Source organism: Leptospira fainei serovar Hurstbridge str. BUT 6 (assembly GCF_000306235.2).
Classification (GTDB): Bacteria; Spirochaetota; Leptospiria; order Leptospirales; family Leptospiraceae; genus Leptospira_B; species Leptospira_B fainei.
Map to the genome: position 1 here is coordinate 1,377,115 of NZ_AKWZ02000010.1, position 20,440 is coordinate 1,397,554.

A 20,440-nucleotide genomic window follows, 5' to 3' on the forward strand; every position below is an offset into this window, starting at 1 on the left:
AGAGAAAGGGGATAGTGATAGTGCATGGAATTTCGGACGATTTATATCACCACTAAAAACGAAGAGGAAGCATTGAAGATCGGAGAGGCGTTGGTGGCGGAAAGACTCGCCGCCTGTGCGAATATCATCCCTAAAATGCGATCCATTTATAGATGGCAGGGAAATATCGAAAAGGACGAAGAATCCATATTACTCTTAAAGACTCGATCCGACTTATCCGGCGAGGTGATTTCAAGAGTTAAAGCGATGCACAGTTATACTGTTCCGTGCATTATTAGCTGGAAAATACGGGAAGGAAACGCGGAGTATTTGGAATGGATCCGGACGGAAACGATAAAATAATAGTTTCCTTTTTATCGGATTTCTTTAAACATTTGGATCGCCTCGAGGAATAAATACGATTTTCGTTATATTCTTTGTGCTTTAAGGCATTCTCGGAAGGAGCGAAAAATGAGCGATGCAGCGGAAAAATTTTGGCAATGGTTCGCAAAAGAACATCCTGCTTATTCTAAAATAGACCGGATCAACGACGAGGATCGCGATAAACTCTTTGATGAGTTAATGGATAGACTCCAAGCGGTGAACGAAGAGTTCTATTTTGAAATCGCCGGCGAGGAAGCCGGTCTTCAAGAATTGACTATAATTACCGCCGGGGACGAGTCGCTTTATGCCGAAGCGGAGAGATTCGTCGATCTGGCTCCGGAAATTCCGGGTTGGGAAATATTCTCCTCGGATCATTCTCAATCCGAAGGATTTACGTTGAGTTACGAGGGAATCGAATTCGACTCGGAGGAGATTTGGTTTTTACCTCTCGAAAATACCCAGCAACAAAATTCGTTCGGTTTAAAAGTATGCATACCCGATTTTGAATCGGTTGCCGATCATCCCGGTCTGAGAACGGCGGTCACTATTCTTCTTGAGACTGTTTTAGGAGAGGAGGAGTTTCCGAAAGAAATCCAACATTTTGAAGTAGGGCCGATTCCGGAAGACCCGGACGAGGAAGGCTGTATAGAATTAGCGGAACTTCCCGATTACTTAGAGTGGCGGAAAGAAAGGGAAAATGCATGAAGTTAGTTTATGTATTATTCGCCTGCTCGATTATTTTCGTTTCCTGTAAAAAAGCGAAAATTCCCGTTCTTACGGAAACGTATTCGCGGGAAGGAATTCAATTCTCTTATCCAAAGGGCTGGCAAGTTAGTTCCGATGAAACGTTTCAGGAAGGGAAGACGCGAACCCGTTTAATTAATTTGGACATGTTGAACGGAGAAGCGATTTTTCAAGTGATCGTTCTTTATTCCGAAACTGACGAATCGTTTTTTCTTTCGACGATCGATAGCATGAGAGGAAAGAAGAAAGAATTCTTCACCAGGAATAATCCGGAAACGAAAGTGATCGAGGACGGAATCGAAGCTTTAAACGAAAATCTTCCTAAGGGCATCGTTTTAGCGGCAAGGGAAAAATATACGGTCGATTATAAATCGGGAAAATTCACTTATCTGAATCGTTTCTATTTTTCGCAACCGAAGGGCGCGTCCATTTTTTTTACGACTCAAACGAGCGATACGAAAGACGAGGATGACGAGCCGATTTTTAGAGCGATACTAGAGTCGTTTGTCGTGGAGACTAAGAAAAACGCAGGCTCAGCTTAAGAGCCTGCGACGATATGGTTGGGGAATTACTCCGATTGAATTACCAGAGTCGATTGTTGGCTTGCGCTATGTTTTACGCTCAGAGCGTAGATAAGCAAGGTCGGAACGGAATACAAGGGATCGTAAGTGTCCAAAGCGATCGCTATTTTGTGACCGGCAGGTAAATCGTAAGCGACTGCATTTAGGTCGATCGATAGGTTCCTAGTTTCTCCCGATGCTGCGTCAAAGATCGTCCCTGTTCCGTGGGTGATCAAGGTTCCGATTCCGGAAGTATCCAGATCGTAAAAGTAAACGTTTACGTTTGCCTTTCCCAAAGAAGAAGAAACCGTTCCGTTCCAGAAAATCTTACCGCGAATTTTTATCGCGCTGGCCAACGTATCCGACTGATAAACGATTCCGTTGATTCGGCTGATTAAACCTACCGGAGCCGTGACCGGTACGTCGAGATGAGCAGCGAGGATATCCGAAATTATCGGAACTCCGCTAGTCGCCAGAGTGTCCGCACCGGATAGAATCACGGTATTCGCGTTCGACGTATTTTGGGTCGTAGAGATCTGTCCGTCCGTAAAAAGTCCTCTCGGCTTTAGATAGTACGTTTTTTGACTTACCGTCGGCGAAGGCCAAGAAGGAAGGGTGACTCGAGCCCCGTTAAATTTCTTTTGGAAACTCACTTGAGGCTTGCTCATAATTCCATTATTTACTCCCTTGAGCCAATAATCGAACCAATCATACGCATTGCTCCAAACGTAGTTAGACAGTCCGAGTATTCCTGGAATTTCGGCCGAGGCATGAATTCCTTCGTTCAGGTCCAATTTCTTAGGAACCGTTAGTTGAGCGTAGTAATCCAAAATCTCATTCGGGTTAAAGAGATCGTCCTCGAAGTTGTTGGACATATATATCGGCTTTCCGGCAGCATTAAGCTGAGCTATGAAATTGTCCGGAGATCTGTCTTGTGCCCAGGCGCTCACTGCGGCAATATTCGTTTGATCGATTAGGTTTTGGAAGTATTGAGCGATGATCGGATCCATATGTCCTAGGAAATATCCCGAACCGATTAACAGGAGCCCCCAAACTATGCGCGGAGTACTGTTTCCATAAAGGGAACGTTTTAGATCTCCCCAACCGCTCATAGCTACTGCGGTTTTAATACGCGGCTCTTCACTTACACCGATCAGGGAAATTCCAGCGCCGTAAGATATTCCTCCGATTCCGATGTTTGCCGGATCGACCGGCGCGTTGGCCAAAAGCCAATCCAAAATCGAGCTTAAATCCTGACGGTCTAACGGGCCTGCAGTATTAATTAATCCGCCGGAAGTTCCAAATCCTCTAGTATTATAGCTGAGGACAACGTAACCTTTTTTGGCGAGTATCGCTGCAGGAACTAAATACTCGTATTTATTAAGCGCCCAACTGTTTACAAAAACGACCGCAGGATATTTCATACCGGCGGGAGGATTCACAGGTTTAAAAATATTCGCAGTAAGAACTACTCCATCTTGGGCAGTTACCTTAATGGAATCGTCGAAGATGAAACTTCCGTCGTTTTGTTGTGCGAATGCAGCGTTGATTTGGGAGGCGGTATCACTCGCGCTAAACGAAGACGCTGACACTCCGTTAATGGACGCCGAGTTCTGAGCCTGTTGGGAAACGCCAGGAATTAGTGCAGCCAAGAAAGCCGCATTTTGCCCTGATGAATTCCCTGACTCATTTTTGCAGGAAGAAAAGCCGGCAACGCAAGCAAGGGATGTTATGCAAATTCGCATAACAAATGTTCGATATCCAATTCTCATTTTCTCTTTCTCCTTAAGCTTTTTGGCCGAGGCCATATAGATTCGCTTAATGCTAAAGGAGTATAGCAGGGAAAAAAATCAGATCGTCTGAGATTCTTATTTTAGACGAATAAAAGGTCTTAATTAATGATTTAAGACCTTTTATTAGAATTCTATAAACCATATACTTTTATATAAAACTATATTCGCTATGCGACGATTTCTTCTAAGCAGGAAACGTCGGCTCTATGGCGGAGAGTCGACGACTTTTTCTGTGAAGAGATTTGAAGAGATTACGAATTCTTAAGGCTACGTATATAATCCCTAGGTGAAACTCCCGTAACGGATTTGAAGGCGAGGTTGAACGTTGCTTTTGAATTAAAGCCGGAACGGTAAGCGACGGAAAGAATATTGGCTCCATTTTCCCGTTTTAGGAGCAGGATCGCTTCTTCCACACGGAATCCGTTTACAAAGCGGGAAAAATTGGTTTTCCGATGCTGATTTAAATATTCCGATAGTTGATATGGTTTGACGTCTAATTTAATCGATAAGGAAGAAAGTGTTAATTCCTCATCCAAATAGAGTTTTTCATGCTTCATCAAATCTGATAAGCGAGTTCCTAAATCGTGTAAGTCCACTCCTTCTAATCTAGAATTTCGGTATGCCTCTCGAACGGACGGTCCGATTTCGTGGAAAATTTGGGGAAAGCTCAATTGCGCAAGGTATCCGATTACCGCATAGAATATAGTGGCTATGGTCGCGATAAATAGAAGATCTAAATCCCGGATAATATAAGACGCGATCAAGATCGTCGTTACGCTTCCACTCCCTAGGATGATATAGAATAAGATTCTTGCGCCTGCTTCCGTTTTTAAATGTTCGAGTCGAAATAAGGTGCGGGTTTGCCATACAACGGTTAGATAGTATAGTAGGTTACCTATATAGGCGCTAATTAGTAGGATATCCAACCAACTATGTTTTCCCTCTTTAAAATAATCGATCGGTCTCGATATAAATAGCTCCGGCGATATAAGATAAGCAAGAGGGAATCCGAGTAAAAGCAGAATACCAGGGAGATAAAAACGTATTTCGGATTTAGACGAAGTGTATTCCTGAACCGTTACTGAGAATAAGCTATACATTCCCGGCCCTAGGATCCAAGCGAAAGGAATATGAAGATGATTTAAAAACGAAGGTTCGAAATAAATCTCCTTTAAGAGAAAATAGACATAGAAGAATTGTACGGAGACACCGAAAGAAAGTAAAAAAAGAATTTTGAAAGTAATGGTTCGTTCAGGTCGGAGCAAGGCGCCTATTCCAAGAAGTAGGCAAAAGAGTGCTCCGAAGAAAACTATTTCCTGGAGAAAAGGAATCACTTGTTTAAGAGGCTTCTAAAACGGACATCATGTCAACTGCTTTCATTGCAACGTATTGAAATCCGTTTGGAAACGGACTTCGTCTTTCCGCTTTAATGAATGGAAGCCGACCGAGTAAGACTTCGCTATTTTACTTTAATTCGCTCGCCGACTATCGAATAGAAAACGGGCAGTAGGAATAGACTTAGAAAGGCAGAACTTAAGATTCCCCAAACCATGACTGTAGCGATCGGCCTTTGTATATCCGAACCGATACCGTTCGATAAAGACGCGGGCAATAATCCGATAAAGGCTACGAAAGCGGTCATAAGCACCGGTCTCAACCTAAGGCCGGCTCCTTCCAATACGGCTTTCTCCACTGAATGTCCTTCTTCTTGCAGATGTCGAATTCTGCTCACGAGAAGAATTCCATGCATAGACGCGATTCCGAATAAAGTCGTAAATCCCACGCCGGCCGAAACGGAAAAATGCATCCCTCGTAAAAATAGGGCGAGTAACGATCCGGTCATTGCAAACGGGACGGATAGAAGAACCAGCAAAGCTAACGGAATTGATCGGAATAAAAAAAGTAAAATTATGAAAATCATCCCGAGGGAAACGGGTACTAACAAGCCGAAATGCTTCCGTGCTCGAGAGAGATTTTCGAACATTCCCAGCCATTCGACTTTATATCCTTTCGGCATTTTGATTTTATCTTGAAATTTGGATTGAGCTTCGTAAACAAAATCGCCTTGGGCCCTATTTCGTATGTCCGTCCTAACGGTGATTCGGCGGCTTCCTCTGCCGCGAGCGATAATAGTCTCTCCGTCCAACACGCGTATTTCGGAAATTTGTCCTAATGGAATCGGTTCTCCTTGTTCATTGAACACTGGAAGTAAGGCTATTGCTTGAGGAGATTTCCGATGCTCGGGTGCGTACTTGACTAGAATATCGAATTTTCTTTCACCTTCATAAATCTCGGAAACCGGTAGTCCGCCGATCGCGGTATTCACTACGTTATTTACGGACGCGGCAGATATTCGATATCGAGAGATTTTTTCCTTATCGATTCGAATCTGGAGTTGAGGTTGCGGGCCTTCCTGCTCTAAGTTTACGTTTACACTTCCGCGAGTGGATTTTAAAATTTCCGAGGTTGAAATCGCTATCGTTCTCAAGACTTCTAGGTCCGGTCCTAGCAAATCGACCGCTAGATCCGCGGAGGTCCCATTAGTATCTTCGGTTACTGAATCGATGATGGGCTGAGTAAGATTCATCCGGAGCGTAGGATATCTCGCTCTCAGCTTTTTTCGAATCGCATCCTCGAGTTTAAGTTTAGTATTATAATCTTTCCATTCGGACTTATCCTTCAGTCCGATCATGAATTCGATTCGGTTTAACGGAAAAGGGTCGTTACCGACATCGTTTCTTCCGGTCTGGGAAGTTACGTATGAAACTTCTTTAAATTCCTTTAATATTCCTCTTATTTCGGAAGCGTATTCCGACGTTTCCCTGAGGGAAATTCCTTCCGGAAAGTTTGCCCTGAGCCAGAATACTCCTTCGTCCATATACGGAAGGAACTCCGTTCCTAAATTCGGAACTATAATGATGAGAATTCCGAAGAAAAATACCAAGAAAGTAGTGGCAACTCTACGTTTCCTATTTACGAGCCTAGGAAGCAATTGATCGTATTTTTTTTGCAGGAATACGAATATGCGACTCTCTCCTTCATGATGTTTCGCATCCACATTCTTAAAGAAAATCGAGGAAAGCGGAGGAACAAGATATAGGGAAAAAATCAGAGCTCCTATCAAAGCAAAACAAAGCGTCATTGCCATCGGCCTGAATAAAAGCCCTTCTATTTGGGTTAGGGAGAGTAGAGGAAGGTAAGCGATGATAACGATCAACATCGAAAAGATCATCGGTTTTTGAACTTCCTTTGATCCTTCTAACGGAACTATTTCTTTGCTTCCTCTTCTTCTGACTTCCGAGAATCTTCTGATTATATTTTCCGAGACGATCACGGCGCCGTCCACGATGATTCCGAAATCGATCGAGCCTATGGAGAGGAGGCTGATCGGTATATCCGCTAGGAACATTAGAGAAAGTGCAAATAGCAGAGAAAACGGAATCGTAAGCGCGACGAGTAACGCCATCCGTAAATTCCCCAAAAAAATAAATAACGTTAAAACTACGAAGAATATTCCGAGTAAGGTATTATGAGCTACCGTATTGAGGGTTTCCCGAATTAGAGTCGAACGATCGTAAAACGGTTGTATTCGGATATTCGGAGGAAGAATGTCTTCGTTTAGTTCCTTAACGACTTGCTGAATTTTAAGTAGAACGACTGACGGATTTTCGCCTCTCCGCATCTTTACGATGCCTTCCACACTGTCGTCTTGTCCGTTCTTTCCGAAAACGCCTGTTCGCGGCAAATGATCTAAAACTACCTTGCCAACATCTCGAACGAAAACCTCCGTTCCGAAGCTGTTTTTAATAAAGACGTTTTCCAGCTCTTTATAATTCTGTACCCTTCCCAAACCCCGAATTACGATGGAGGAACTCCCTCTCTGTAAGATGGAACCTCCGCCGTTACTATTATTCCCCTGAACCGCATTTACGATTTCTTGGAGCTTTACTCCGTAACGCAATAAGTCTTCCGGTTCGATATGTATCGCATATTGCTTGCCTAAGCCGCCGAAATTCGCGATTTCTACGACTCCTTTGGCACGCAGCAGCGCAGGAATGATCACCCAATCATTATAAGTACGCAGCTCCATCGGATCATGACCGTCTGTCTTGACCAATTCGTATCGGTAGATTTCTCCGTAAGCGGTTGCCAAGCTACCGATTGAGGATGTTGCGTCCGGAGGTAAAGGCGCTTCGGAAATTTTTTGATAAACCTGCTCCCGAGCCCAATAATCGTTTACTCCCTCTTCAAAAATGATCTGAACTAAAGAAAGTCCGAAAATCGTCCGAGAGCGAATGACTTCTATTTTCGGCAAGCCTGCCATCGTCCTTTCCATCGGGACAGTCACTTGTTGTTCGACCTCTTCCGTGGCTCTACCCGGAAATTCCGTGATAATCTGAACTTGAACCCCGGAAATGTCAGGATAAGCGTCTATATTTAAGAATTGAAACGCGATAATTCCGAACCCGCTGATGATTACAGCAAGTGCGAACGTAAGCCATTTGGTTTCGTAGGCGAAAATTACTGAACGATGAATTGGCGAATCCAGTTTCATTAGTTTCCTCGATCCTCACGTTCTTTAATGGTCAAAAATGGTTGGAGTAAAATGGCTCCTTTTGTTACGACCCGTTCTCCGGGTTTCACGCCTAATACGTTGAATGCAGTATCGTCTTCCTCTAAAACGGTTACTACTCGAGGCGAATAAAGACCCTTTTCCCATTCAATGAATACGTGATCGGATTTCCGAAAATGAACGATGGACCTAGCGGGTATCCGCGAAGGCACGCTTGAAATTTCAGGAAAATGAATTTCACAATTTGCACCGGGGTACCAGTCCCGTCCTTGATCGATTTTAAAAAGTAAGGATGAAAAGTTCCTGGAGTTTTCTGCGGTCTGAATCTTTAGAATTCTTCCGACCGCGGAAGCTTTCCTAAGACCGTATAGCGAAATTAACAAACGACTTCCGACTCGCATCTGATCCGCCTGTTCTTTAGGGATTTCTACTATACCGAAGGAAGTGTTAATTGGTGCGTCAGGTTTTTCTATTCCCAGTCGAGCGGAGAGTTTTTGATCCAAATGGACGTACGTTTTTTGGGAGCCAATCAGCGCGCCCGAAGGCTCCACTAATAATAAAATCTGACCGACGGCGTGAAAGACATTTCTTCCTCCCGGAGCTTTCTTTGCCGGCTCTGAAAGGACTCCCTTCACGAATTCGGAATCCGGAGAAAAGCGAATCTTATCGCCTTCATTCGTAAAGAAAACGGGAGGTTTGGTCACTACCGGATTGGAAAATTTCCACCAAGCCCACGCCAGAAACGTAGCGGCAAGCAGCACTATCGCTATAAAAACTATGCCTAGCCGACTCATGAGCGTATTCCAAGATTCAAATATGCTTCAAGTCTAGCCTTATTCTTGCGATAATCGGCAACTGCTTTATAATACGTGGATAAAGTCGCATTGTAAGCGTTGATCGCATCGAAATATTCCAAAAGGTTGGCGCCGCCCGTTCCGAATAACCTTTGTTGGTTATTCAAAACTCTTTGAGCCTTTGGTAATTGACTTAATTCAATTTGTTGAATGATCTTCTTATTCAGAGCCAGACTGATGATAAGACCTTTTAAATCCTTCTCGAGGGATATTTCCGCATTTTTATAATATACTTCCGCTTGCTGTTTAGTTACTTTCGCTTTTCGAATACTTCCTTGATTTCGGTTCAATGAAGGGATCGGTACGTTAAAACCGAATGCCCAGGAATTTTGCCCCGGAAGGCCGTTTTCTAAAGGATACCCGGAAGTCAACGGTATGGAATTCGGCCAAACTCCGACTCCGTATTGTCTAGTCCACCCGCCTGAAATGGTGAAATCGTCCCAAACCTGAGCTTCGGCCAAAGTAATTTGTTTTTCCGCTAGGCCAATACCTAAACGCAGCGCTACTAGATTAGGAAAGTTTTCCTTTATGCTATCTATGATTTTTTCATACGGAGGCGGATCTTCCAATTCCACGTCCCGGAGTTTCGTAACAGGAATTAAATTTGGAGCTCCCTCTTTTCCTAGAAGCAATGCCAGCGCACGTCGGGCAGCTTCGGTATCGGCTAAGGCGATTTGCGTGTCCACTAAGGCGCTATCGACCGCAAGTTGCGCGCGCGTTAATAAGAGAGGCTGAATTCCCGAGCCTCCTATCCTGTTCTGGATGGTTCTTGCCAACCGCTCTAAGTTGCTCTCTCTGTCTCGAAAAAGCTGCAGCAATCTTTCCTTTAAGATGAGATCCACGTATGCAACGCGGGTTTGATAAGCGATATCCCTCAGCGCGGCTTCGAGAAGAATCTCGGTTATCTGCGTTCGAGATTGCGCGACTTTTTTCCGCTCCTTATTTTACCGCTTAGATCCAGCGGAAGGTTCAGTAGGAGGTCCAACTGTTTCGGTCCACCGGTTGTCGACTGGTTATAGTTCGGTCCGAAAGGGTTCAAGCTCGATAGCGCGTTAAAGGAAGGGTTTCGATAAAGACCGGCTTGAATCGCGTCGGCCTTTGCGATATCCACATCATATTTCTTAGCGATAAGAGTTAGATTCTTCTCTAAACTTAGCTGAACCGCCTCCTCTATACTTAAATTGATCGGGTCGAATTCGTTTGATTGTGCCGAAAGTAAATTAGGGAGGATTACGATACTCGTTTGTAATAGAACGGAAACGAGCAGAAAGACGCGCCTCCGCAAGATGATTATAGCAAGGACAACGACCCCGAGGCAATAGGCCGTTCCTCTCCTAGGGGAATTGTGAAGGATTTGGAACATGTAAGATGACTCGGACTCATATAAATCTTCGGTAAAATTTCTCCGTTACGAAACGAAGAATTCGGTACTAGGGAAATATGGCAGTAATAAAGAGGCAAGTTTTTTTATTCAATTGTCGGTATGTTTGTTGAAGCAGATCGTAAATTTGGTTCCCTCGCCTGGAATGCTTTGCACCTCGATGTCTCCTCCCATCGATTCAATTTGACTTTTCACCATGAACAAGCCTAACCCTTTACCTCGGACATTCGGATGAAATGTTTTGTGTAATTGGAAGATTTTCGCACCGTTCCTTTTCATATCAATTCCGCAGCCGTTGTCGCTCCAAGTTAAAAAATGTTTTCCCGCCGATACAGAGGTTTCGATTTTAATTTCGGGAGGAACGGCATCTATCGAGTATTTAAGAGAATTAGAAAGTAAGTTGGAGAAGATACTCTCCATGTACGCTTTGTTGTATCGGAATGATATCAATTTCGAAAAGTCTGCGGATATAACGGCCTTTCGCTTCTGAATTTCAGGTAAAAAACCGGCCGAAACGGAATCCAAGATTTTATCAAAAATGATTTTCTCCGGCTTTAAGTCCTTGGCTTGCTGAACTTTTACTACATCCACTAAATCGTCTAAAATCCCCATCATTTTTGTGGAAAGCTCTTGAAGCATATGAAGATACTTGTTCGTTTCTTCTTGATTTGAACTTTCCCGAAGCAGATCGACCAATATAGGAAGGTTTCCGACGGGTGAGCGGAGATTATGGGATATGATTCTGTTAAATTCTTCCAGCTGATGATTTTGGCGAGTCAGTTGGTTAATTAGAGTTTTATTTTTCTCTTCAGTTTCCACTTCTTTCGTGACGTCTTGGAAAACTCCCCGAATTTTTTCGGTTTTCCCGTCAGCCGATTGCGGTTTTCCGATAATTCGAATCCATATAGGCTTATTTTTTCCGGTCCTTGCAGGAACTTTTATATCCCATGATTCGCCGGATTTAGCGCTTTCAAAAACCGATTTTTGTATTATTGTCCGGATTTCTTCCGGATAAAAACGTAAGCTATCATCGAAGCTCATCATATTGTTATGGGAAATTTCCAACAATTCATGGGCATAATGCGACCACTCTGAAATCATCGTGGTTAAATCCAATTCCCAAGCCCCCATCAGCGAGAGCTTGCAAGCTTCTTGAAGCAATTCTTCCGATTTCTTCAATTTCTTTCGGATGGAAATTTCTTGCGATAGATCGCGAGACGTTGTATGCAATTGAAATACTTCCCCCTTTGAATTTCTGATGGGTCTAGTCAACGTTTGCAACCAAACAAAATTGCCGTCTTTCCTTAGAAAGCGATGTTCAGTCATATTATTCTCGCTTCCTTGTAGAGAAGAAATTTGACCGGTCGTTTTTATGTATTCCTGATCTTCGTAATGGAAAAAATCATTCGGTTTTTTTCCGATCAGTTCCTCCGGTTCGTAACCGGCAATGGTTTTGATGGAAGGACTCACATAAAGATATGTACCGTCTGCAGAGTGAAGGCAGACCAGTTCCCGTCCTTCTTCGATAAGATATTTAAAGAAATCAAGATTAGGATCCGCCATAGCACAATTGGGCAAGAAGAGCCGAATTCCTTTCAACTAAAAGACGAGAATAGGCAAATTTAGATGGATACGAAGATTGGTTCCGGTAATGGATTTCAACAAATCACCCGAAAATGAAACGCGTATGTCCGAATCGAGGCGGGTGAAAAGCAAATGTTTTACGTCTTTTTTGCGAATTCGCTCTAAGTTTCTTTCAGGAAGCATCGACATTATTAATATGGCTTCCTTGTTTCGCGGTTTGTTAATATTACTGATTGTGGTTCCCGTTTCTATTTTTTCGGAAGAGGCGACTCTTTTCCGATGGAAGCTTAAGGCCGGAGACGACTTAGAACTAAACGAATATCATAAAGTTCAGGCTCGCCAAGGTACTAGAATTATTCGTCGGGAGGATAAGAATAGAATCGTATTAAGAACCGAGAAATGCGATTCGGAAGGTTGTGAACTGGCGGGAATCTTCGACACCTATACTAAATTTCCGCAAGTAGATTCCGCTTTTTATAAGGATAGAACTTACAAAAGCAGATTTCTCTTAACGGATCTCGGCGAATACAAGGTTCCCGCCAAATACATTATGCCGAATCTACGCTCTCTCCCAAGTTTTTCAGAGAATGCGGTTGAAAAGGGAAGCGAATGGACCAAGCCTGCAACTGAGAACTTTCAATTTTCACAATCGAGAGTAGAAATTCCGGTACAAGCTAAATACTCCTTTAAAGGAACCCAAGATTGGGCTTACGCAAATGAGAACGGTCGCGCACAATTGATAGAATATACGTATACTCTCTTGCATGATTCGGGAGCTTCTGTCCTCGGAGTTCCTTATAAGATATACGGATTTGCAAAAGGGGAGGTTTTTTTCGACGCTACTGCGGGAGTTCCCCAATATAAACATATTCAATTAGTTTACACGTTTCTTTATCCGAATGGTATCTCGCAAGAAATGTCTTTCGATATTCATGGACTTTATTCGAAGCAAAGAAGTTTGAGCGAGCCGGATAAGGATCAAATTGCGGAAGAAGTAAAAAAAATACTCGGACCGATGCGGGGAAAATCCTCGCAACCGGTTGGGAAGAAACCTAGCGCCGGCGGAAACGGATTGCATTGGCCCGAATGGGAAGAGAGCCCGGCTAAAGATCAGCCGGCAAATCGCGCCCCGGTCGAGGTACGCAAATCCGAAGAAGGAGTTACGCTTTCCTTGGATAATCTTCTATTCGATACGAATCGCTCCGATCTTCAGGAATCTTCCAAAGAAATAATTTCGAAGATCGCGGAGGCGCTTAAAAAATACCCAAACAAGGAAATTCGCATTAGTGGTCATACGGACGATCGGGGGAGCCAGGAATATAATTTAAAACTTTCTCAAGAGAGAGCTCTTTCGGTATTGCAGGAACTTAGGGACGCTCACGGTATCGATCAGGCTCGAATGTCTTATCGTGGATACGGAAAATCCAAGCCGATTTCGGACAACTCGTCCGAAGAATCGAGAGCTAAGAATCGAAGAGTTGACATTACCATTGTTTTAGATTGAAGGTTAAGCCGACTTTAGAGGCCTATTAACGGCCTCGTATAAGTGCTCCAAGATTTTTTTTATTAGAGGATCTTGTCGATTTCCGAAATCGATCTATTCGTGAATATAACCCCAGCTTTCCAGAACTTTCCGGACTTCTTTTCCCAAAGCTGCTTGATCCGGAGAATCGGAATTTCCGGATAATCCGGCGTCGTTGTATATGTAAGGCACGGTCGAAGAACGAAATTCGTAAGGGAGTTTAGAAGATGCGACGGTTTCGGGAGAGATCGCGTAAACCTGATTTCCCGCTTCCTGAGAGAATCCCCACTTTCCGGATTTATAATTCTCTAATTGACCGTCTTTCCATAAGGAAAGTCTAAACCGAAACGTCGGCTCAACCGTATCTATTCTTAAAATGACCTCTTTTCCCGGCGCCTGAGATACTTTTAAGGATAGATTTCGATGTTCCGATCGAAGTGTTTCAAAGGAAGAGTCCGAGTAAAAACGATAAATTCCTCCGTCTACGAAAAGATCGATCTTACGTACGCTCGCTTTATCGGAGGCGGGTAATTTTAAAACGAATGAATTCTTTTTTAAACTGTTGGAAGCTAGAAGTGCTCTCGCTTTGTCCAGCATTCGGGATTTTTCCGGTGCGAGATTTCTGATTTCATGAGGATCCGAGACGAGATCGTAAAGTTCCTCCGGCATGGAATGCGGAGCGCCTTCTCTAGTTCGACGTACGATTTCATAACCGGGATACCTACGTATCAGCTTTAATTCTTCCGTCCGGATCGATTCGGAAAATCTGCCTTCCGTATAAACGACTTCTTCAAAATCCCGCCCTTTCTCCCCGAATATCGCCAGAGAGTAGTCGGATCCGGCGCAGGCAGATTCGGGACAAGGAAACCCCATGGCGCCAACCAACGTGGGGAATAAAGAGAGTAGGGAGACCTGTCTTTCGAATTTCCATTTCCTAATTCGAGACTTCGACGATTCTGGAGGATGTAAAATCCAAGGAACGCGTATTTCCTCGTCGTAATGACTTTCTCCATGGGCGTGAAGATTTTCAGCTACGAAATGATGGTGATAGTAATGTTCCATCTCTTGTAATTCGCCGTGATCCGCGACGACTGCGATCCAGGTCTTATCATAAACTCCGGTTCTCTTGGCTTCGTCTAGAATTTTACCGATTACTTCGTCCGTATATAAGATTTCCGCCATGTATTTTCGAACGTAAGGGTCGTACTGTTTCCATATTTCGGCGGGAACGGATTTCTCCAACGCTTCCAGATATTTTCGTTCCGGTAAATACGGATAATGGGGGGTATTAATATTTATGTGAAGAAAAAACCTGCGATCTTTATTCTCTCTCAGAAACTTTAAGGATTCTTTAAGTATAAGCTCCGTATCCGCCTTGTCTTTTCCGGGCTGAAACAGTCTGTGAAACCCCAAATCCACTCCGACACCGGTATAGTCTAGTAGGAAAACGTTATTCATCAAGCTTGCAGTTACAAAGCCGACGCTCCTGAGATGGTTCACAAGGGTCTCCGGATTCTTGGAATAAAAAATCTTTCTATGCAAGTTAGTGGAATAGAACCAAGCATTTCCCATTCCGAGTTCCGAAGCGATCTTGGACGTAAAAAAAGATAGCATGGACGGTTTCGTCCAATTTCCATTAGCGAAAGCTTTTTCGAACACGATCGATTGTGACGCGAGGCGATCCAACACCGGGCTTGTCGGAACCGGCGAACCGCCGTAGCCGAGACGATCCTGACGCAAGGCATCCACGACGATCAGGATTAGATTTTCCTTAGGGCCCCAATCGCCGGGTGAAGATACTTTTGAAAATAAGAGCGGTTCTCCGATAAAAGCGAAGGAATCCTTTTCGGCTGGAATCCAGCGGAAGCTCCAGTTCGGTTTCATCTCGGAGATTAATAGTTTTGCGGTATTTCCCGTTAACGGAATTCTAAACTCTTCCCAATAATCTCCTTGTCCCGATATCGTTTCGTTGAATACGATTTCGTTTCCGAGTTTGATTTCCAATTTTCCAGAGGATTTAATCTTCTCTCCTTTTGCCGAAAGGATCGTTGCAGAAAACGAGAAGATAATGCCGTTTTCGGATGCAAGTCTCGCTTCCTTTCTTATAAACTCCGAAGAGATGGTACAATCCCCTCCTTCAAAGAGAAAGAGGCTATCTCTCGAATCGTTCAGTAGATTTTCCTTATCTAGTAGAATCGTAAATTGTAGATTTCTCCAACGGTCCTGACTCGACAGATTGGAATATCGTGCGGGGTTTTTCTTATAATGAAAAGCGATCTTTTTGATTTCGTTTTCCGCGTCGCCTTTACAAACGCTTCCGGTCTTGGAGAGCGACCTCAAACCGTCCCAGACTGGGAGGTTTACGCTTTCTTCTCCGAACGGTTGCGAAATGATTTTTCGACAGTTCGGAATGCAAAGTAAAATTCCTAGTAGGAAAAGACCGAAAGATTGATAATATTTATTCGAGATCATGAACGGAAAACAGGTACACGATTCTTTATCCTCTTTGTCTTACAACTCGAAACCGATCAGGCTAACAGTATTCGGTGAACGTTCGTTCTGAACGGTCGAGGCCTGGAAAGGAAAAAGCAATAGACCGGAAGACTCCGAGGTAAAAAATTAGGGCGGTTAAGCACCACCTCCGCTTATCGGAGGATTACGATCCAAATTAGGAAAGGATTATGGCAGAAAAAGGCATATCAAAAGACCTGATCGGCACGAAACTGGACCGCTACGAGTTCGACGTAGAGCGCGGAAAAATCCGCGAATTTTGCCAGGCGATCGGAGAAACGAATCCAATTTATTTCAATGTAGAGGCGGCAAAAAAGGCCGGCTACGAGGATATCCCGGCTCCGCCGACATATCCGACTGTGATTCAATTTTGGGGTTACCCTAAAATTTGGCAGGATATGGAAAATATGGGAGTGGATACGTCTCGTATTCTCCATTTAAAGGAAAAATACACGTATGTCAAAACCCTTTATCCGGGAAAAGTCTCGTCTCAAGGCGAATGCACTAACGTTACCGTCGGCAAAATGGATACAATGACTTTTAAGACCACGATTCGCGACTCTAAAGGCGATACGGTAGTCGAAGCGGAGATGTCCATTTTCATTCGTAAACCCGAGCAGTGATTGGAGAAAATCAATGAGCAAAATAGAATTTGATAAATTCGAAATCGGGCAGGAACTCCCTCCCTTAAAAACCGACGTTATTACTCACGCAAATTTGGTCCGCTATGCGGGTGCGAGCGGGGACTTTAATCCGATTCATAACGATCCGGATTTTGCGCGTAAGACCGGATTGGACGGAACCATCGCACACGGGATGTTCGTTATGGCTCAAATCGGACGTCTTTGCACCGCTTGGGCCGATCAGAAACAAATCAAGGAATTCGGTGTAACGTTTAAAGCGATGACAAAGCCGGGACAAAGATTGACTTGCAACGGTAAAGTAAAACGCAAAAAGGAAGAAAACGGAGAAAGGCTGCTGGTCGTAGCAGTGGAAGCCGCAGATGATTCGGGGGAAGTAAAGGCTTCCGGAGAATTAGTCGTATCTTGTTAATCGAATTAAACGATTCGTTTATTCAGGACCTCTTCGGAGGTCCTTTTTATTTTAACAGGGGATAAAATAAAAAGTTCCGTAAGAGGGAAAACCTTTCCTTGAGTGAAGGAGGGAAATTCAAAATCGGTTTAACGAGAAGTTTCGATTAAGGGAGGGGATTGCGCTACTCGATCCTGAGTCGATTCGATTGCGATAATCGTAATATCGTCGTATCGTTGCTCGTCTCCCCGAGAACGTTCCTCCATCACCACCAGCGCCTCCAAAAGTTCCTGTAAATTCGAAGAGGCCATAGACGTCGCTTTGATCGCGATTGAATCCACAGTGCTCCAGCGATTTTCCTTTCTCCGGTTTTCTATAAGTCCGTCAGAGAAAAGAAGGAGGCGGCTACCGACGGGAAATGGGAACGTATTGAACTGAATTTCCAAGTCATCAAATAGGCCGAGAATAGGACCCGTCTTATGCAGGAGTTCATAGGTTCCGTCCGGTTTAATCAGAACTTGATCGGGGTGTCCGGCGGATGCATAAAGAAGTTCGTTGCTTTCCAAAAAAATGTCCGCAACGAAGCAGGGAAAGATACTTTCAAGCGTATCGAACTTTCGCAAAAACCTTCCGTTCAATTCTTTTAAAACTTGTGTCGGGCATTCCAGTTTCTTTAGTTCCTCATATTCGGTCTTCAGCGCCATAGTCATCAAGCTGGCCTGTACACCGTGTCCGACGGCGTCCGCTAATAGAACTCTGACTTTCCCGGGCTTAACTTCCGAAATATCGAGGAAGTCTCCGCCGACTTTTTCCAACGGTTTGTACACATATTCGAACCGAATTCCGGAGATCTCCCGATCGGGAGGAGTTAGAATCTTTCGCTGAACGTTTTGTGCGATTTCCAATTCGCGATTGATTTGCTGCAGAGTATCGTTGAGAGTTTTTGTCCTATCTTCGACCTTTTGTACAAGCTTTTCCTTCATCTCGAATAATTCCAAGTTCATCGTTTGAAGATCTTCGGTAAGGATTTTCGCTTCCTTATACTTGGATGATCTGTCCGATGCGATTACCAAAGATTGCAAGAAAACGAAGAATACTAGCGCAAAGTGCGAAACTTCGTACGCGGAGACTTTCAGCACGTAGGTATAAAATAAATCGATACCGATTCCTAAGAATAATAGACCGGTTCCATAAAGAATATACGCCGAATTACTTTCCTTATCGAAATCGATCGTATAGATAACATACAAAACATATAATATACTAAATCCCATGAAGATATGGAAATACATTATCTTTTCGCTGTTAAAGGCCAAGGATCCGAATAGTGTCGCTACTGTAAAGGCCGTGGAAACCACAATCGCGGCCCTAACGAATGTTTTCGAAACATACGGTTCGAAGGTCGTCCGAAAGAACAACAAATAGAATGGAACACTTACGATTAAAGGAATTTGATCCAGCATTTGGATGGCGGTCTGCGGCAGGGAAGGGAAAAACTCCATGAGAAGTTTCGCATTCGTGACTAAGGTCCGAATGCTGATAACTAAGCTCATAAAACCGAAATAAAGAGGGGCCTTGCTGGATCGCAAATAAAGATATAAGGAAATATGATAGAGCCCCATGATTAAGAGGCTTGCGAATGCGAATATGTCCGAAAAAATCGACCGAGTTCGATAGCCTTGCATGACTTCCGCAGGACCGATGCGAACGGGTGATATGATCCCTCCTTGTCTGGAATAATTATTGGAAACGAAAATCTCGAGGGAAACTACGTTGGAAGGTGCAATGAACGAAAAAAACTTGGGTTGAACTCTAGGTATCGTCTCCTTTGCGGAAGGCAAGGGAACTCCTGATTCTCCCAGGATAGCTCCATCGATATAAAGTCTATAAGAGGTCTGGATGGAACCGAGTCCTACCGTTAACACTTTCCCGACCCATACGTCCGGGATTAAAATTCGCAGCCGGTAGGTTCCGTATCCGATTTTTTCATAGGAAGAATGAATTTCAGTTTCTCGATTCCACGCGCCAGGTACGGTAATCTTGCTACGGAATGTCTCCAAAACCTTCCCGGCTTCTTGGCTCCAAAAAAATTCCCATTCGCCGGATAGATCGACGGGGCCTGAAGAAGCGTCGTGAATACCCCGCAGATCGATACTGCCTTGGTAAGCACGAATATTTTCTTCCTTGTGCGACGGAGTCAGCGTAAGAAGAAAAATTAGGAATCCGATCGGTCCTAATAGAAAGAATAAGTACTTTGATATGTGCATGAGGTAAGGATACCTAGAACCATCCTCCGTTCCCTATCGAGAATGAGTCAACCTTTCTCCACCTAACATGAATATAGGTTTCTTATCGATAGGAAAGAAATTATTGCTAAATTCTGTTTTTATCCGAAGATATTCAGAATCTTTTTACATCCGAAATTTTTCGAATTCTATTTTCAATTGATTGCTCCATCTGCGTTTAATAGACGGTGGTATAATACGCTTCGCTGTTTGCAAAGTTTCACTTAGTAAGAAGACGTTTTTTTTCAGAGTTTTAATACTATAAGTTATGGAAAAAACCGTGGAAAGATGACACCGTATGATAGTTTTCGGTGAGATTTGAGGCAGTAATGGGAAATAACGGAAATCGAAAAATTGGACTAGCGCTCGGAAGCGGTTCCGCCAGAGGTTGGTCGCATATCGGGGTAATACAAGAGTTGGAGAATCTCGGAATACGCCCGGATATAGTTTGCGGGACCTCGATCGGCTCGTTAGTCGGCGCGTTTTATTCCGCCGGAAAGCTACCTGCCCTCGAAAGTTGGGTCGAGAGTCTTGAGTGGAAGGATATCCTAGGGTTTATGGATTGGACGTTCGGAGGGGGATTAATTCGAGGAAAGAAACTATTCGATTTCTTTGCCCAAGAATTCAGAGACGCCGAGATTCATGAATTAGCTCTTCCTTACGGCGCCGTTGCGACGGATCTTGATACCGGAATTGAGGTTTGGATTCGAGATGGGTCTATCTTTGAAGCCGTTCGGGCTTCGATTTCTTTGCCGGGTATTTTTACGCCGGTTTTAAAAGATGCTCGATGGCTTGTTGACGGAGGCTTAGTAAATCCCGTTCCAGTTTCGCTCTGCAGAGCGATGGGGGCGGATTATGTCATTGCCGTCGATTTAAATCAGGATCTTTTGGAAAAGAGAGAAGAGGAAGATAAAAAAGAAATTTCTACCGAGTCGACGTCTCGCTGGCGATCCTGGACTTCGAAATTTTGGGGAAGCGATTTGGACGAGCGGCTTAAAGAAGAAAAAGACGAAAAACCCGGGATCATGGAAGTGGTATCGAAAAGCATAAATATCATGCAAATTCGTATTACTCGGAGTCGGATGGCGGGCGATCCGCCGGATATTTTGCTCGCTCCTCGTTTGCGTTATATCGGATTGATGGAATTTCATAGAGGGAAAGAAGCGATCGCCGAAGGTCGGGACATCGTAAAAAAAATGGCTCCAGCTTTAATCATTCCGAAATGAAGTTCACGATTT

At 43.9% G+C, this 20,440-nt stretch carries 15 protein-coding genes and 1 pseudogene; 7 read left to right on the forward strand and 9 right to left on the reverse strand.

Annotation, left to right across the window (positions count from 1 at the left end):
• Positions 1–24 precede the first annotated feature (24 nt).
• The 3 genes from cutA to LEP1GSC058_RS15560 all read left to right on the forward strand — a co-directional run bounded on the left by cutA (position 25) and on the right by LEP1GSC058_RS15560 (position 1,649).
• Positions 25–342, forward strand: a complete 318-nt coding sequence (gene cutA, locus LEP1GSC058_RS15550; protein WP_016550764.1) for a divalent-cation tolerance protein CutA — start codon at positions 25–27, stop codon at positions 340–342.
• Positions 343–450: 108 nt separating this feature from the next.
• On the forward strand, positions 451–1,068 hold the full coding sequence (locus LEP1GSC058_RS15555; protein WP_016549783.1) for a hypothetical protein: 618 nt from the start codon (positions 451–453) through the stop codon (positions 1,066–1,068).
• Entirely contained in the window at positions 1,065–1,649 is a 585-nt protein-coding gene (locus LEP1GSC058_RS15560) for a hypothetical protein (RefSeq protein ID WP_016549657.1), read from the forward strand. Before LEP1GSC058_RS15555 ends, LEP1GSC058_RS15560 begins: the two co-directional genes overlap by 4 nt.
• 26 nt (positions 1,650–1,675) lie before the next feature.
• Here LEP1GSC058_RS15560 and LEP1GSC058_RS15565 read toward each other — a convergent pair whose 3' ends face one another.
• The 7 genes and pseudogenes from LEP1GSC058_RS15565 to LEP1GSC058_RS15595 all read right to left on the reverse strand — a co-directional run bounded on the left by LEP1GSC058_RS15565 (position 1,676) and on the right by LEP1GSC058_RS15595 (position 11,846).
• The gene (locus LEP1GSC058_RS15565; RefSeq protein WP_051133835.1) at positions 1,676–3,439 is read right to left on the reverse strand and encodes a CocE/NonD family hydrolase; all 1,764 of its coding nucleotides are present in this window, start codon (positions 3,437–3,439) and stop codon (positions 1,676–1,678) included.
• A gap of 272 nt (positions 3,440–3,711) precedes the next feature.
• A complete protein-coding gene (locus tag LEP1GSC058_RS15570; protein WP_016549471.1) occupies positions 3,712–4,794 on the reverse strand; it encodes a helix-turn-helix domain-containing protein in 1,083 nt (360 codons plus the stop codon).
• A 125-nt stretch (positions 4,795–4,919) separates the two neighbouring features.
• Entirely contained in the window at positions 4,920–8,015 is a 3,096-nt protein-coding gene (locus LEP1GSC058_RS15575) for an efflux RND transporter permease subunit (protein ID WP_016550228.1), read from the reverse strand.
• Complete coding sequence (locus tag LEP1GSC058_RS15580) at positions 8,015–8,827, reverse strand: efflux RND transporter periplasmic adaptor subunit (RefSeq protein ID WP_016549782.1); 813 nt, start codon at positions 8,825–8,827, stop codon at positions 8,015–8,017. Before LEP1GSC058_RS15580 ends, LEP1GSC058_RS15575 begins: the two co-directional genes overlap by 1 nt.
• Positions 8,824–9,573 carry a TolC family protein gene (locus LEP1GSC058_RS15585; RefSeq protein ID WP_408605705.1) on the reverse strand — a complete coding sequence of 250 codons (750 nt, stop codon included), beginning with the start codon at positions 9,571–9,573 and terminating at the stop codon, positions 8,824–8,826. Before LEP1GSC058_RS15585 ends, LEP1GSC058_RS15580 begins: the two co-directional genes overlap by 4 nt.
• Positions 9,568–10,250 (reverse strand): annotated as a pseudogene (locus tag LEP1GSC058_RS15590) (TolC family protein); the annotation flags it as partial. The pseudogene LEP1GSC058_RS15590 and the gene LEP1GSC058_RS15585, both read right to left, overlap by 6 nt.
• A 108-nt stretch (positions 10,251–10,358) precedes the next feature.
• Positions 10,359–11,846, reverse strand: a complete 1,488-nt coding sequence (locus LEP1GSC058_RS15595) for a PAS domain S-box protein (RefSeq protein WP_016549760.1) — start codon at positions 11,844–11,846, stop codon at positions 10,359–10,361.
• Positions 11,847–12,048: 202 nt separating this feature from the next.
• On the opposite strand from LEP1GSC058_RS15595, the gene LEP1GSC058_RS15600 reads away from it, so the two are divergent.
• A complete protein-coding gene (locus tag LEP1GSC058_RS15600) occupies positions 12,049–13,356 on the forward strand; it encodes an OmpA family protein (RefSeq protein ID WP_016549534.1) in 1,308 nt (435 codons plus the stop codon).
• A gap of 93 nt (positions 13,357–13,449) precedes the next feature.
• On the opposite strand, the gene LEP1GSC058_RS15605 is transcribed toward LEP1GSC058_RS15600, so the two are convergent.
• Complete coding sequence (locus LEP1GSC058_RS15605) at positions 13,450–15,846, reverse strand: sulfatase (protein WP_016550521.1); 2,397 nt, start codon at positions 15,844–15,846, stop codon at positions 13,450–13,452.
• A 209-nt stretch (positions 15,847–16,055) separates the two neighbouring features.
• Here LEP1GSC058_RS15605 and LEP1GSC058_RS15610 point away from each other — a divergent pair, with 209 nt between their 5' ends.
• Both LEP1GSC058_RS15610 and LEP1GSC058_RS15615 read left to right on the forward strand, forming a co-directional pair.
• Positions 16,056–16,508 (forward strand): FAS1-like dehydratase domain-containing protein, encoded by a 453-nt coding sequence (locus LEP1GSC058_RS15610; protein WP_016550475.1) that lies wholly within the window; start codon positions 16,056–16,058, stop codon positions 16,506–16,508.
• 13 nt (positions 16,509–16,521) lie between these two features.
• The gene (locus LEP1GSC058_RS15615) at positions 16,522–16,938 is read left to right on the forward strand and encodes a MaoC family dehydratase (protein ID WP_016549726.1); all 417 of its coding nucleotides are present in this window, start codon (positions 16,522–16,524) and stop codon (positions 16,936–16,938) included.
• 128 nt (positions 16,939–17,066) lie between these two features.
• Here the strand turns inward: LEP1GSC058_RS15615 and LEP1GSC058_RS15620 are convergent, their stop codons facing one another.
• Positions 17,067–19,184, reverse strand: coding sequence for a PP2C family protein-serine/threonine phosphatase (locus LEP1GSC058_RS15620; RefSeq protein WP_016550683.1), 2,118 nt, complete (start codon positions 19,182–19,184; stop codon positions 17,067–17,069).
• A gap of 347 nt (positions 19,185–19,531) precedes the next feature.
• Between LEP1GSC058_RS15620 and rssA the strand changes: the two genes are divergently transcribed.
• On the forward strand, positions 19,532–20,428 hold the full coding sequence (gene rssA / locus LEP1GSC058_RS15625) for a patatin-like phospholipase RssA (protein ID WP_016549793.1): 897 nt from the start codon (positions 19,532–19,534) through the stop codon (positions 20,426–20,428).
• The last annotated feature ends 12 nt before the right edge of the window (positions 20,429–20,440 follow it).